Source organism: SAR202 cluster bacterium, assembly GCA_009392515.1.
Classification (GTDB): domain Bacteria; phylum Chloroflexota; class Dehalococcoidia; order Lucifugimonadales; family UBA6952; genus UBA6952.
In genome coordinates this window covers 1-14,866 of the sequence record VFGE01000055.1, presented here as the reverse complement: position 1 = coordinate 14,866, position 14,866 = coordinate 1, and the positions used below count along the sequence as shown (strand labels likewise).

15 protein-coding genes are annotated in these 14,866 nt (G+C 34.0%); 10 read left to right on the top strand and 5 right to left on the bottom strand.

Features of this window, described 5'->3' with window-relative positions; genetic code table 11:
• Both FI695_07710 and FI695_07705 read right to left on the bottom strand, forming a co-directional pair.
• Positions 1–1,060 (bottom strand): DUF1501 domain-containing protein (locus tag FI695_07710; GenBank protein ID MQG51840.1); only part of this gene is annotated, 1,060 nt, incomplete at its 3' end.
• Between the two features lie 20 nt (positions 1,061–1,080).
• Entirely contained in the window at positions 1,081–2,484 is a 1,404-nt protein-coding gene (locus tag FI695_07705) for a DUF1800 domain-containing protein (GenBank protein MQG51839.1), read from the bottom strand.
• Positions 2,485–2,656: 172 nt separating this feature from the next.
• On the opposite strand from FI695_07705, the gene FI695_07700 reads away from it, so the two are divergent.
• The 3 genes from FI695_07700 to FI695_07690 all read left to right on the top strand — a co-directional run bounded on the left by FI695_07700 (position 2,657) and on the right by FI695_07690 (position 6,201).
• The gene (locus FI695_07700; protein MQG51838.1) at positions 2,657–4,120 is read left to right on the top strand and encodes an MFS transporter; all 1,464 of its coding nucleotides are present in this window, start codon (positions 2,657–2,659) and stop codon (positions 4,118–4,120) included.
• Positions 4,117–5,565 (top strand): MFS transporter, encoded by a 1,449-nt coding sequence (locus tag FI695_07695; GenBank protein MQG51837.1) that lies wholly within the window; start codon positions 4,117–4,119, stop codon positions 5,563–5,565. Before FI695_07700 ends, FI695_07695 begins: the two co-directional genes overlap by 4 nt.
• A 201-nt stretch (positions 5,566–5,766) precedes the next feature.
• Positions 5,767–6,201: a DUF454 domain-containing protein gene (locus FI695_07690; GenBank protein MQG51836.1), complete on the top strand. Its 435-nt coding sequence runs from the start codon at positions 5,767–5,769 to the stop codon at positions 6,199–6,201.
• A gap of 10 nt (positions 6,202–6,211) precedes the next feature.
• Here FI695_07690 and FI695_07685 read toward each other — a convergent pair whose 3' ends face one another.
• Positions 6,212–6,904 (bottom strand): NYN domain-containing protein, encoded by a 693-nt coding sequence (locus tag FI695_07685; GenBank protein MQG51835.1) that lies wholly within the window; start codon positions 6,902–6,904, stop codon positions 6,212–6,214.
• A 140-nt stretch (positions 6,905–7,044) separates the two neighbouring features.
• Here FI695_07685 and FI695_07680 point away from each other — a divergent pair, with 140 nt between their 5' ends.
• The 7 genes from FI695_07680 to FI695_07650 all read left to right on the top strand — a co-directional run bounded on the left by FI695_07680 (position 7,045) and on the right by FI695_07650 (position 13,608).
• Positions 7,045–7,593, top strand: coding sequence for an oligoribonuclease (locus FI695_07680; GenBank protein MQG51834.1), 549 nt, complete (start codon positions 7,045–7,047; stop codon positions 7,591–7,593).
• A 581-nt stretch (positions 7,594–8,174) separates the two neighbouring features.
• Positions 8,175–9,419, top strand: a complete 1,245-nt coding sequence (locus FI695_07675) for an MFS transporter (GenBank protein MQG51833.1) — start codon at positions 8,175–8,177, stop codon at positions 9,417–9,419.
• 77 nt (positions 9,420–9,496) lie between these two features.
• The gene (locus FI695_07670) at positions 9,497–10,318 is read left to right on the top strand and encodes a sulfite exporter TauE/SafE family protein (GenBank protein ID MQG51832.1); all 822 of its coding nucleotides are present in this window, start codon (positions 9,497–9,499) and stop codon (positions 10,316–10,318) included.
• Between the two features lie 9 nt (positions 10,319–10,327).
• On the top strand, positions 10,328–11,065 hold the full coding sequence (locus FI695_07665) for an SDR family oxidoreductase (protein MQG51831.1): 738 nt from the start codon (positions 10,328–10,330) through the stop codon (positions 11,063–11,065).
• 49 nt (positions 11,066–11,114) lie between these two features.
• Positions 11,115–11,618, top strand: a complete 504-nt coding sequence (locus FI695_07660) for an MOSC domain-containing protein (protein ID MQG51830.1) — start codon at positions 11,115–11,117, stop codon at positions 11,616–11,618.
• Entirely contained in the window at positions 11,619–13,442 is a 1,824-nt protein-coding gene (typA, locus tag FI695_07655) for a translational GTPase TypA (protein MQG51829.1), read from the top strand.
• A gap of 1 nt (position 13,443) precedes the next feature.
• Complete coding sequence (locus FI695_07650) at positions 13,444–13,608, top strand: hypothetical protein (GenBank protein ID MQG51828.1); 165 nt, start codon at positions 13,444–13,446, stop codon at positions 13,606–13,608.
• On the opposite strand, the gene FI695_07645 is transcribed toward FI695_07650, so the two are convergent.
• Both FI695_07645 and FI695_07640 read right to left on the bottom strand, forming a co-directional pair.
• Positions 13,605–14,495 (bottom strand): acetylxylan esterase, encoded by an 891-nt coding sequence (locus FI695_07645; GenBank protein ID MQG51827.1) that lies wholly within the window; start codon positions 14,493–14,495, stop codon positions 13,605–13,607. The genes FI695_07650 and FI695_07645 overlap by 4 nt on opposite strands.
• 9 nt (positions 14,496–14,504) lie before the next feature.
• A partial coding sequence (locus FI695_07640) for an NAD-dependent malic enzyme (GenBank protein ID MQG51826.1) occupies positions 14,505–14,866 on the bottom strand: 362 nt, incomplete at its 5' end.

Sequence of the window (14,866 nt, the reverse complement as noted above, 5' to 3'; positions counted from 1 at the left end):
ATAAAGTAGAATATACACTTCGAAAATCAATGTTATATCCCAAGTCCTCTCCATTTGCTAATTGAGCAAACTCAAGTGAAGGGTATTGGCCATACAATCCACCACGCACACGGTCACCAATTAAAAATGCCCCGCCCCCAGAACCATGATCTGTGCCACTACCGTTATCCTTTATTCTTCTGCCAAATTCACTAAATACCAACATTACTACTTCTTCAGAAGCGTTGTGATCTTTCAAGTCTTGGAAAAAATCCATAATTGCAGTAGTTAATTCTGTTAATAATTTTGGATGGACTGCGAGCTGTGTAGCATGAGTATCATAACCACCATGTTGTGTATAAAAAACTCTTGTACCAATACCAGCAGTATGTACACGAGCTACATCTCGTAAACTTTTAGCAATGGAATTACTAGCATACTCAACTGTAGAAGTATATTTTCCAGGCACACTTCCCAAGATTTGTGCGCTAGCTAAAGCGTTAGTTCCAGTATGTGATAAATAATCCGCAACAATACCTGAACCTACAGCTGGGGTATACATTCGTTTAAATACCCCCAATGCCTCTTCTCTTTGTTGGTCAGCCGTAATAGTGGACATTACTCCAAATGAATCTAAGTCACTTACCGAAGTTACAGGAACTCCAGGAGATACCATTGCACGTGGAAGTCCTTTTCCAAAACTGATACCAGTTACCACATTATCGCCACTTGGATCTAATTCTCGTATTGTTTTGCCAAGCCATCCCTCAGTAACGATTTTATCTGGTTCGCATGTATGCCATATATCCATACCACGGAAATGAGATCTATTGTGATTTTCATAACCAATACCTTGAATAATTGCTACATTTCCCTGATCGTATAATTCTTTTAGTGGTGCAGCTACAGGATTCCATGCTAATTGATCATTGAGAGGCAAAGCATCTTTTTCTTTGACACCTAGAGTAGGTCGAGAATCATGATAGATACCATCCGTTATAGGTACTACAGTATTCATAAAGTCATTGCCCCCGCTTAATTGTACTACAACCAAAACTGGCGGTGCACTTACTGTTGTCATCTTAACCTCCTCTAATTAAACTATGCAAATTGATATTCCCTACATGAAACGATAAGTTGAAGCAAATTTATAATTTTTTCAGAACTTTCCAATTCAGAATCTGTATTATCAAAAACCAATACACCTAAATTTTTTGAAAACTCTAACAAACTTTTTCTTGTAGTATCATCTATTTCCATATTTCCTAATAAATCTAAACATATATCTACTAGTTCCTCTGGAGAATTTTCTTCACCGTTAATTTTGATACGATTTATTATATCTTTGATACCATCACTATTTAAATTTCCAATATGTTCTACAGCAAAATTAACTCTATCTGTTAATGTTCCACTATCAATCCATTCAGGGCCTGTGTGCCAACTTTCTACTGTAGGAGGGTCCATTAATGTTTGCCCCATCAACGCTGTTGAACCTGAAAGATTAATTAAATCCGGTTGTGGAATAGTATGAGATCCTGCAATCTTTACAGTACCAACTACAAAATCCACAGGGCTTTTTATCTTCATAAATCTTGAATTTTTGAAAAATTCGGAATTAAACAAAGTACGTAATACTTCTCGTATATTACCTTTAGTTTGAATAAAAGTATTTGCTAATATTTCTATAGCTTGAGGGTCTCGTGGTGGTTGAATACTCCAAGCTGGAACTTGTGGTTCATCAGCAACAAAGAAATTGTACAAGTGGCGTGAGATAAATTTTGCAGTTGCTGGTTGTTTCACAATAATATCTATAATGTCATAGCCATCAAAATTACCCACTTCTCCTAAGAATGTCTTTTCACTATAGTCATGATCATCTTCACGAAATTCAAACTCAGAAAGATATGTGCCAAAAGGATACAAAGGGATACATTGGGTAAAAGTCCAACCCGTGAATGCTCTTGCAGCATTTTTTATATCCTCTTCAGTATAATTACCAACGCCCATAGAAAAGAGCTCCATGATCTCTCTACCATAATTTTCATTTGGCGCATCTTTATGATTTTCACTATTATCAAGCCAACATATCATATTTGGATCTTTTGACAATGCAATCAAAATAGTAGTCATATCAGCTAGACATATTGTCCTAAACATATCTATTTGCTGCACACAGGTCATTGCGTGTTCGTGTTTATTCCAACCTGTAGCAAACAAATGATGCCAAAAAAGTGTCATTCTTTCCTCTAAAGGCCGAGGGGTATTTATCATTCTGTAGATCCATGCAGCTTGTGTTTGACCAAAAGAGTCTGAGGTGACTGTACCCATATAATACCGTGATATAAAATCTGCATCATATTCAGGAAAATTTTCTGGAGTTAATAAATCTTCAACAATTTCTTCATATTCTTTTTGGGCATAATTTTCTACATCTTTACGGCTAGCCCCAAAACCAGCACGTCGTAACAGATGAGAAACTAAAGCTAAGTCTTCTGTAGGCATACAATCCCCCTATAAATAAAGCATCGTTTGGCTATCTAGAAAATGTATGGTTACATTATTACATATACATGAATAGTTCAAGTATATTTTTATATTTAACTCCCATTTGAAAACCCTTTTAAAATAATGTGTTATGATACTTCTTGAACACGATACGAAACGTAGATAAGAATTGGAATCAAAAACTAATCAAAAAACAATTATAAACGACTCTAATTACACTTGGTTTGCATACTTTACGATAGCTATAGGTGTTGGATTAGCTGTTTTACATCTTTCAGGAACAAACATCGCAATACCAAAAATTGCAGAGCATTTTAAGATAGATATACCAACAGTACAGTGGGTTTCTTTAGCGTACATACTAACAACGAGTGCTTTATTTTTACCCATAGGTCGACTCGCAGATACTATTGGAAGAAAAAATATATATATTTCTGGATTTCTAATTTTTATTATTGGGGCTATTATTGGAGGATTTTCACAATCTTTCCCCATCCTAATTCTGGCTAAAGTAATACAAGGAACAGGTTCTGCATGTATACAAGCAAATGGTATGGCTATGGTCACATCAATTTTCCCCGAAAATCAAAGAGGTAAGGCATTAGGACTCTATATGACAATAATAGGTACCGGTGCAATAGGTGGTCCGATAGTTAGTGGAATATTAATTACTGAATTTGGGTGGAGATCAATCTTTTTTGCCGCTATTCCAGTCGCAATAATCGCCTTTTTAACTGGATTCTTCATATTGAGAAACGATACAAAAATCCTTGAAAAAAAGTTTAGCTTTGATTGGATTGGTGCTTCACTATCATCACTTGCATTAATTACTTTGTTATTAGGAGTAACTAATATCAGCCGTTATGAATTAATATCTATTCAAGTATGTGGAATACTATTACTTGGAATAATCCTAATTATCCTTTTTATAGTTTGGGAAAATCATACGAATCAACCTATGCTTAAAATGAGTTTCTTTAAAATTCGAGACTTTAGTGTGGGAATTATGACCAGGTTTTTAGCATTTGTTTCTGGTTCAGCTGTCTTTTTTCTTATGCCTTTCTATGTAATCCAAGTCTTAGGTTATGAACCAGATATTGCTGGCTTTTTAATGATACCTGGTGCACTTTGCATGGCAATAACGAGTCCATTATCAGGTCGTTTATCAGATAAAATTGGTACTAAATGGATTTCGATGGCAGGATTAAGTTTTACAGGAACAAGCATGATAATATTTTCTCAATTAACACCAGAAAGCAGCCCTATGATTATCATTTTAGGAATGTGTTTTAATGGAACAGGAATGGGGACATTTTCATCACCAAATACAAGTGCCGTTATGGGCACTATATCTATAGAAGATAGAAGTATAACTTCGGCATTTTTACAACTAACTCGCACCAGTGCAAATCTTATCGGAGTTGCACTGGCAACTACCATTGTTACATTAACTATGAGTTCAAATGGTTATGCTGCAGACTTGTCATCTGTAACTGATTCAGGAAATTCAGACATTTTACTAGCTTTTAATGAAGGATTTTCTAGAGCATTTATAGTTAGCTTTAGTCTTATAATTATAAGTTTGGGTTTGACTTCACTACGTTCAAGAAAGGTGACGCAAGAAAAAGAATGAAATTATCCCTATCACCAATTTCAACAATAACCGAGAGTGAAAATTATAAATGGTTTGCATATGTAACTATAGCTATTGGTATAGGTATGTCGGTAATTGACCAATCAGGCTTGAACATTGCAATACCTGCTATTTCAAAATATTTTTCCTTAGACATTCCGACTATACAATGGCTAATTTTAGCAAACATTCTTACAACAAGTGCTTTATTTTTGCCTATGGGTAGACTTGCTGACACCGTTGGAATTAAAAAGATATATCTTACCGGATTTGTTATTTTTGGTATTGGCGCACTTATTGCTGGTAATTCTACATCGTACAATGTTTTGCTTTTCGCTAAGATTTTCCAAGGTTTTGGTACAGCGTGTATTCAAGCAAATGGAATGTACATGGCAACTAATATTTTCCCCGAGAATGAAAGAGGTCGGGCTCTTGGTTTGTATGTTTCTATCATCGGAATGGGTGCGATTTTAGGGCCTGTGATAGCTGGAATTTTGATTGAGCAATTTGGATGGAGATCTATATTTTTCTCAAGTTTATTTGTGGCCATTGTGGCTTTTTTGTTTGGTTTATTTATTCTTAAATCAGATGATAAGTCTTTTGGGAAAAAATTTAATTTTGACTGGACAGGAGCTTTAATTTCATCTGTAGCACTAATCATTCTTTTACTGGGTGTTACAAATATTCATCGTTATGAATTTCTTAGTATCGAAAGTACCGGTGCAATTATATTTGGACTCATTTTATTAACTGCATTTATTATATGGGAAAGTAAATCTAGTAATCCTATGCTTGCTGTTCACTTTTTTAAAGTTCCTCAATTCAGTTTGGGAGTTTTGACACGTTTATTAGCATTTATTTCATTTTCTTCTACTATGTTTTTGATGCCTTTTTATTTAATTCAAGTATTAGAATATAAAACTAATGTGTCTGGATTATTACTAATTTCCTCTGCTTTTTTCATGGCTATAATTAGTCCATTTTCAGGTAGATTATCAGATAGATTTGGAACTAAATGGATTTCAATGTTGGGAATATTTTTTATTGGATCAGCTGCATTTATATTCTCTACTTTAACAATAGATTCAGGCCCACTAATTATAATTATAGGTCTATCAATTTCTGGAGCAGGATGGGCAATATTCTCGTCACCAAACACTAGTACAATAATGGGTTCTCTTCCGATAGAAAATAGAGGTGTAGTATCTGCATTATTGCAACTAACACGAACAACAGCTAATTTAGTTTCCATTGCTTTCTCAACATTATTGGTTACATTAACTATGAGATCTGATGGCTATCAAGCTGATCTATCATCAATTACAAGAAGCGATAATTTAGATGTATTTGTATCATTTACTAGCGGATTTTCATATGCTTTTATGATGGCAGGATTTACTGCCATCATTGGTGTAATACTGAATTCAATAATGGAAAGAAAATAATAGGTAATTATGAAATCAATAGAAAAATTAGGATGTGTTGGATATGGTTGTATAAGTTTACTAATTGGTCTCATAATAGTCATACTCTCTACTGGAGGGTTTGTACAAATTATTACCATATTCAACTAGTGTGCGCATTGAAATTGTGATACAATTCACAGGTTATCTAGTTATTAAAATTAAAGACTTATCCCAACTTTAATGGCGAATAAAAACGAAAACGATCAAAACAATATTCATAAAGTTAGACTTAGCAAATTTTTCCTAATTCGTGTAATGTGGATTTTACTTGGTAGTATATTTGTAACACTAGGAACTATTGGTATCTTTGTACCTGGTTTACCTACTACAGTTTTTCTCATTATTGCAGCAGCATGCTATATAAGATCATCAGAAAGATTATACAATTGGCTTATCAATAATAAAACTTTTGGACCACTAATAAAAGATTATCGTGAGGGGAAAGGAATGCCAAAGAAAGCGAAGATCTTAGCACTTTCTATGATTACTATTTTTGCCGGATCTTCTTCTATTTTTCTAATCAATAATCCACCAATACAACTTCTTGTAGGAATATTAGGAATAATTGGATTTTGGTACGTAGGGTTTCGAGTACCTACAAATAAATCTGCTTAAAATATTAGCTCTAAATCTCTTCGACTAAAACATCGCCAGGTCCTCGTGACTTTTTAGTAATTTTTATATTCTTTTGAGAATTTAAAAAACCAGCAAAGGTACGAAATCCCATAGCTCTAAAATCAAAACTTGGATCAATCTGCAACATATTCTGATGGAGTTTAGAGCCTACGACTCGCCCATCCTCATCTCCTGATGCTCTTAATGCACGAAGTACAAGTTCTTGGGTTTTTTTATTAAGCTCATTCATATCTCTATTAATACGAGTTTTACTTTTATCTTTTATAAAAAGATACCTATCACATGATCGAACTAAGCTTGGAGAAACAACGTCTTGTCTACCCGCCCCAACAACTGTTTTACCACTAGCTCTAAGCTGATTCACTAAGGGCACAAAATCACTGTCTGCAGAGACAATAACAAATGCATCTACATCTGATCGATATACAAGTTCTATTGCATCAATTGCTAACCTAATATCACTAGAATTTTTTGCAGAATTACTTGCATGAAAATTTTGAATTGCCTCAATTCCTAATTTTTGTAAATGGACTACTGAAGTTTGTTTTACTTGTGACCAATCTGCATATGCACGTTTGATAATAGTTCTACCAATGTCAGAAATAGTATCAAAAAGGTTATCTAAAGAAGAATCACCAACATTTTCAAAATCTATTAGAACTGCAACGTTTTTCTGATTCATATTTTCCTTATCTCTAATTTATGTATGTTTCAAATTATATCATGAATAGAATTATTTATTTTTAGTATTGTATCCAAATATAATTATTGCTATGTTTGAGTCTGTATTTTTCTGGATTGCTGAAAAATTGGAGAAAACAAATGAGTAAAACTCAACGTATGGTTTGGATAGATATGGAAATGACTGGATTAAATCCAGAAATACATGTGATATTAGAAATAGCCACTATAGTTACAGATGAAAACTTAAAAATTCTTGAAGAAGGTCCTGTTATTGCTATTAAAAGAACCGATGCGGAAATGGATCGAATTGAAGAATGGAGTAAAAAAACACATTCAAACTCAGGATTATTGGAACGATCAAGTAGTTCACTTACAAATGTTCAAGAAGCAGAAAAAAAGACTTTAGCATTTTTAGAAAAATGGATAAAACCCGGTGAAGCACCGTTATGCGGCAACTCTGTGCACCAAGATCGTAGATTTATGGTCAAAGAAATGCAAGATTTAGAAAGATTCTTACACTATAGAATTATTGATGTTAGCACAATAAAAGAACTAACAAATCGTTGGTTTCCAGAAGAGTTAGATAATACTCCCCCTAAAAAACGAACTCATTTAGCTTTAGACGACATAAGAGAAAGCATCGAAGAGCTTCAATGGTATAGAAACAATATATTTAAAAAACCTTAAAGTATATTTTTCAAATCAATAAGTTTACAAACTTGTAACATTTTTAATATTTACACTGTACGTAATTCGTAATATACTAAAATAAATCATTTATATATTTAATTATATGTAGATTATTTGAACACTTTTATTAATAATATCGTAAATTTATCTGTTATTTACAACAATTATTGTAATTTTTCGGAATTACTAAATTACATGGCTTTATTTATTTAAATTTTATGGAGGTAATCAGTTTTAAGCTATGAATAAAATACTCGCTTTTGTTAAAAATAATTTTTTTGAATCATCATCTAAATCTTCTCGAGGAATTAATCCTCAATTACGAGAATGGAGAAGAATCGAGCATGTTGATCAACAATCCCCGAATTATCGTAGAAATCACGATAGTCTATATCGTATTCTTTCATAAGCTCTGCAATTCGGTCAGAAAATCTCCACTTTACTAGAATCAAACATATTGTTAGACTACGAGAAGGTCTGTAAAGCCTTATCGTTTACCACATGTCTTAAGATAAATACTTTATCTTTTTCTTTGGCAAATTCGATATCTACTATTTTTCATATGGGTTTGTAATTTTTTGTCTTCTAAATCTAAAGGGAAAAAAATATTTTATGGTTGGTGGATAGTCTTATCCGGATTTGTTATACAATGTCTGAATGGGCTTCTATTATTTCATGGATTCACTATATATTTTTTACCACTACAAGCAGAATTCGGATGGAATAGAGCAACTGTTGCTACTGCAGTAGCTCTTACACGTGCTGAAGGAGCAATATTAGGCCCAATTCAAGGATGGTTAATCGATAAATATGGGCCAAGAACAATCACATGTATAGGTGTGTTTCTCTTTGGACTAGGATTTATATTATTTTCCTTTGTCAATTCTATACTTACCTATTTTCTTTGTTTTGCTTTAATAGCCCTGGGGTCAAGTATAGGTGGTTTTTTATCAATTTCTGCAACAATCACTAATTGGTTCAATAAAAAACGAGCTTTTGCGCAAGGTCTTTTCATGACTGGAATGGGCATCGGGGGGCTTTTAGTACCACTTCTCGCCATTGCCATTACAACATATGGATGGAGAGCAGTAGCTTTTGCTTCTGGCATAATTATTATTATATTTAATATGCCAGCCGCTATGAGCCTGCGTCATAAACCTGAACCCTTTGGGTATATGCCTGACGGAGAAGTTAATACCAATTCAACGGATAATATTACAGCTGCATATGATGATACGAATGATCTTTCAGCAGTACAAGCTATGAAAACTTCTTCTTTTTGGCTGATTGGATTAGGACATGCATTTTCTTTATTAGTTGTTGGATCTGTAGGGATTCATTTCACACCCCATGTTGCACAAAAACTTAACTATTCTTTGGAAAAAGCTGGACTCATGATAAGCGTTCTTATGGTATTTACCATATTGGGACAAACAGTTGGTGGATATTTGGGTGACAGAATTGATAAGAGATTGTTTCTGGTATTCACTATGATCGGACATAGTACAGGCTTATTGGCTTTAACATTTGCAACAAACGATTTCCATGTTTTTATGTTTTGTTTACTCCATGGTCTTGCCTGGGGATCAAGAGGACCGTCCATGCAGTCACTAAGAGCTGAATATTTTGGAAGAAGATCTTTTGCCACTATTATGGGATTCTCTTCAATACTCAATGCACTCGCAATGGCTATCGCACCAATTACAGCAGGTGTGCTTGCAGATTATCATGGAGACTATACCATTGCATTTGTTTCTTTAGCAATTACGACTGGTATTGGTTCACTTTTCTTTGCGCTTTTAAAACCACCTGTAAAACAATGACGAATACAGCCGTATAGAATTGCTTTAATACTAGTTGTACTGATAATATGTCATCAATTTAAGAAAAAGGATAAAAATTGGATAGTTTATTTTCAACAGACTTATCAATCGGTGTAGTGGTTACTATAGGGATTTCTTCTTTTTTGGTTGGAATACTTGGTGGATTCGTTGGACTTGCCTTAGGCACTATTCGTCTGCCAATAATTATATTACTCGGTATTGATCCTAGAATTGCAGCGGGCACAAATATAATAACTTCAACTATTTCCTCTTTTTTTGGAACTGTTCGACATATTCAAGAAAAAAATGTAAACAAACAAATCATACTTTTTATGGGAATTCCTGCTGTATTTGGAGCGTTGCTAGGTGGATACCTTGCCCCTCACGTACCAGTTAATTTGTTACTTTTTTCTGCAGGGATTCTAGTATTTTGGCAAGGAATTGAATTTATAATTTTAGCAAGAAGCCAAGGTACTCAAATGAGAGATGCTTTCGGTGTAGATCTCGAAAATTCCAAAGGTATATTTTCAAGAAATCGTGTAATTGCAGAATCAAGTGCAGGTTTATCAATTGGTTTAGTAGGTGGTGCAGTTGGACTCATTCTAGGTAGTATCCGTTTACCTGCAATTATTCGTATTTTGAAAATTGATCCCCGAATTGCTGCTGGATCAAATCTTTTTATTGGATTCTTCATGGGTATTGCAGGTCTTGTCGGTCATGCATTCCATGGCCATGTAGATTATTTCCTTATTATGATTATGGGAACCGGTGCAGCACTAGGCAGCTATATAGGAGCAAATTATACAAAGAAAGTTTCTATTAATACTTTCTTATTAATACTAGGAATTGTCCTATCAATCGTTGGATTAATACTAGCATCACGACCACTAATCACTTAGGAAATATAAATGACTCAACAAAAACAAATTGCTTTAATTACTGGCGCATCACGTGGAATTGGAAAAGCCATTGCAATTGACTTTGCAAAAAATAATATCGATGTATTGCTAACTGGAAGAAATGAAAAGCGCTTAATCGATATTCATAACGAACTTCAAAGCTATGATATAAGTTCTTACTATATTTCTGCAGATCTTTCAAATGATTCAGGTATTGATAAAATTATGAAATATATAACTAAATCAAATTTAGAAATTAATATATTAATAAACAATGCCGGAATCATTCACCCACGAATACATTTAGTTGATTTCGATATGAAAGATTGGCAAGAAGTTATAAATGTAAATCTTGTAAATGCAGTTAAGCTAACTAAGTTAATTTTACCCTTTATGATAAATCAGCAATATGGAAAAATTGTAAATATTTCTTCTATTGGCGGTAGAAAAGGTGCAGCAGGTAGAACTGCATACAGAATAACAAAAGCAGGTTTGATTAGTTTCACGGAATCCTTAGCTGCAGAAGTCAAAAAAGATGGAATAGATGTAAATTGTATATGTCCTGGAAGTGTTGTTACTGAAGGATATGTTGAAGCATTTGGAGAAGAATCCATACAAAATGACCATATGATGGATCCTTCAGAAATTGCGAAACTATGTACTTTTCTAGTCGCTCCAGAATCCTCTGCTGTAACAGGGGCAATCCTAGATGCTTTTGGAAAATCAAATCCCCTATTTAATGTTTAAGTCAATTTTCATGATATACTCATACAATAGAAAAATAAGTTAGTAAGGAATTATCGTGACAAATACAAATTCAGGTACAATTATATCTGTAAATATTAGTTCTAATGGTGGTGTCCCTAAATACCCCCAACAAGAAGTTTTTATCGACCGCCATGGTATCACAGGTGATTATCATAGTGGCGAAATTAACAAACATAAAAAAAGTGGCCCGAGCGAACCTAATTCTCGACCAATTTCTATAGTTTCTTTAGAAGTACTTAACGAAATTAATGCCGCACTAGGTATAAATCTTCAACCTGGAGACTTAGCTGAAAATATCACTACTAACAATCTTGGGAACCTAGCAGAATTAGAAGAAGGGGATACCATTAATATTGGTGCTGAAGTAATTCTTCGAGTTACAGGACAGAATAAGCCCTGTGCAGTACTAAATGTTTATCATGATCTAGTTTCAAAATCTCTTGTAAATAAACGAGGTATTACTGCTACAGTTATAAATACTGGAACAATAAAACCTAATGATACTTGTTATGTTATAAAAGGAAATTTATAAATGAACAAAACCTCCAAAATCCAGATTCGAAATTTAGCTATAATTGCTCATGTCGACCACGGTAAAACTACTCTAGTAGATGCACTACTTAAGCAAGGTCAAGTATTTAGAGAAGGTCAAGAAACCGGTACTTTAATTATGGACAATAACCCTCTAGAAAAGGAACGTGGAATAACAATATTGGCAAAAAACACAGCTGTACTTTATAACGATGTTAAGATCAATATTATAGATACACCAGGACATGCAGATTTTGGTGGAGAAGTAGAACGAACAATGAATATGGCAGATGGATGTATTTTAGTTGTAGACGCAATAGACGGACCTATGCCACAGACAAGATATGTTTTAAAAGAGGCTTTAAACCAAGATGTGGTACCAATCGTTGTTATAAATAAAATTGATCGAGACGGAGTAAGGATTAATGAAGTCATCGATATGGTGCAAGATTTATTTCTTGAACTGGCTACAAAAGCAGAACAATTAGATTTTCCAATAATACTTTCTTCTGCAAAAGAGGGATATGCTTTGTTAAATGTAGAAGACGAACAAAAAGATATGTCTCCTTTATTTGAAGCAATAATTAACCACATTCCTGAACCTGAAGGATCTGAAAAAGAACCACTGCAATTCCTTGTGACATCTCTAGATTATGATAATTATTTAGGTCAAATTGCTATTGGTAGAATTACAAATGGTAAAATTAAACCAGGCGATCATGTTTCAATTGTTACCGAAGAAGATACAATAGCTACGAATAAAATAGAAAAAGTATTCGTATTTCATGGATTAGAAAAATATTCCGTTGACATGGCAGAATCTGGTGAAATTGTTGCTCTTGCTGGACTAGAAAATTTATCTATTGGTTATACAATTACTGACGTAGAAAATCCTCGCCCACTTCCTTCAATAAATATTGCCGAACCTACAGTAAAAATGACTTTTGGAGTAAATACCTCACCATTTTCTGGACAAGATGGAAAATATTGTACATCTAGGGTTCTCTACGACAGATTAATCAGGGAATTAAGAACAAATATAAGTCTAAATGTAGAAAGAACAGAAAACGCAGACGTTTTTTTGGTTTCTGGTCGAGGGGAATTACATCTTTCAGTACTTATTGAAACACTAAGAAGAGAGAATTTTGAGTTTCAAGTATCTAAGCCTCAACCAATTACAAAATCTATAGACAATACAATACATGAACCAATTGAACATTTAGAAATAGAAACTGCAGAAAACAACTTTGGTGCTATAAATGACTATCTAGTAAACCATTTAGCAGCATTAAAAAATATGGAATATGATGAAAATAATCGAGTAAAAATCGAATATATGATACCTACACGTGGTCTCATTGGATTTAATACTTTCTTCTTAAAAACAACAAAAGGAGACGGAAGTAAAACAAGTAAGTTTTCTGAATACGCTCCCATGAGAGGTGAAATTAAGTCAGAGGCAGTAGGTTTGCTTGTTACATCTGAACCAGGAGTTTCTGTTACCTATGGCTTGTTGAATGCTCAAGGAAGAGGTTCGACATTTATTGATGCAGGAACACCAGTTTATGAAGGTATGGTTATTGGTATGCATCAAAGAGATAAAGATATTGCAATTAACGTTTGTAAAGAAAAAAAATTGACTAATGTACGATCCTCAACATCTGACATTGCGAAAAAATTAAGCCCATATATACAAATGACTTTGGAAGAAACGATCGACTTTATAACAGACGATGAATTAATTGAAGTGACACCAACCAATTTACGAATCAGAAAAAAAGAACTTTCAGGTTTAACTAGACAAAAGCAACATACATTACGATAAAATGGCACGAACAAATTGGTACACTGATCATCCACTTACATGCACTTGTTCTTCATGCCAAGAACAAAAAGCATTTGAACGAGAACACGCTAATAAAAAAATTGGACGAAATGAAAAATGTCCTTGTGGAAGTGGTAATAAATACAAAAAATGCCACGGAGCCTAGCCTAGATATTTTTTTAACCAATCCATTGCTAGTATGTTAAAATCAGTGCAACTTTCATGAGCAAGATCTTGATACACCGTTAAGTTTTTTAAAGTTGGTATATTTTCAAATACCGGCATTATGGTTTCTGGTGGACAAGTAGGATCTATCATCCCAATATTTAGAGCAACTGGACACTTTATATTTTTTACTAAATTTAACGTATCAAAATATGACAATGTATCTAAAATCTTTTCAGTCTGATCAGAGTGTTCTTTTATGTAATCTGTTATTTCAACATAAGGTGTAGATGACAAAGTAGAAGAAGTTGGATAATTTGATAAAAAAGGCTGTTCTGCAACCACTGCTGCTAATCGAGAATCTAAAGATGCTGTTGCAAGAGTATATCCACCGCCTTGACTTCTCCCCCACATACCAATAGCATCATTATTAACCTCAGGTCTTGATGAAAGAAAATCGACACCCCTGACACAATCCATATATGCACCACGATAGTAATATTTTTCCTTATCATCAACATGATAGGTTAATTTTGTCGAATGCTCCAAAGACCATTCTTCCATACTTTCGCCTTGACCTCGTGGCCATAGACTTAGGACAGCAAATCCTGATAGTACTAACGCAAAATGTTTATCTAAAGTTAATGTAGTGGCAGCATAACCTGGAACTCTTAATACTGCAGGAAAAATTCCTTTCGAAGACCGCGTAGTTGGAACAGAATATATACCACGAATTCTTTTGTTTTCAAAACTATTAAGAATAACTTTATATGTAGTATAATCTCGAGCACTTAAATCAGTTTCTTCAACAACATGCTCAGACATGGATGTAGATTCCAAATCTTTTAAAGTTTTATCCCAAAAACTATCAAATTCACTTTTAATCATTATATAAAATTAGTGACTTCTAGATCTTCTAGCAACACCAGATGCTCTTGCTGCTCTTGCGACACCACGCGCGACTGCAGGTGCAACATTACGATTAAAAACACTTGGAATAATATAGTCTGCCTGTAATTGTCGTGATGTAATGGTTGATGCAATTGCTTCAGCTGCAGCCATTTTCATCTCATCATTAACCGTTGTTGCTTGTACATCGAGCGCACCTCTAAATATACCAGGAAAGGCAGATACATTATTGATTTGATTAGCAAAATCTGAACGGCCTGTAGCCATGATTGCTACATGAGGCCCAGCTTCATGCGGAAGTATTTCAGGATCTGGATTTGCCATGGCAAATACGATAGGATCTTTGTTCA

What these genes read in the sequence shown, in the direction of transcription:
- FI695_07650 (MQG51828.1), top strand. Translation starts at nt 13,444, where the DNA reads ATGGCACGAACAAATTGGTACACTGATCATCCACTTACATGCACTTGT.
- FI695_07665 (MQG51831.1), top strand. Translation starts at nt 10,328, where the DNA reads ATGACTCAACAAAAACAAATTGCTTTAATTACTGGCGCATCACGTGGA.
- FI695_07645 (MQG51827.1), bottom strand. Translation starts at nt 14,495, where the DNA reads ATGATTAAAAGTGAATTTGATAGTTTTTGGGATAAAACTTTAAAAGAT.
- FI695_07685 (MQG51835.1), bottom strand. Translation starts at nt 6,904, where the DNA reads ATGAATCAGAAAAACGTTGCAGTTCTAATAGATTTTGAAAATGTTGGT.
- FI695_07680 (MQG51834.1), top strand. Translation starts at nt 7,045, where the DNA reads ATGAGTAAAACTCAACGTATGGTTTGGATAGATATGGAAATGACTGGA.
- FI695_07695 (MQG51837.1), top strand. Translation starts at nt 4,117, where the DNA reads ATGAAATTATCCCTATCACCAATTTCAACAATAACCGAGAGTGAAAAT.
- FI695_07705 (MQG51839.1), bottom strand. Translation starts at nt 2,484, where the DNA reads ATGCCTACAGAAGACTTAGCTTTAGTTTCTCATCTGTTACGACGTGCT.
- typA (MQG51829.1), top strand. Translation starts at nt 11,619, where the DNA reads ATGAACAAAACCTCCAAAATCCAGATTCGAAATTTAGCTATAATTGCT.
- FI695_07690 (MQG51836.1), top strand. Translation starts at nt 5,767, where the DNA reads ATGGCGAATAAAAACGAAAACGATCAAAACAATATTCATAAAGTTAGA.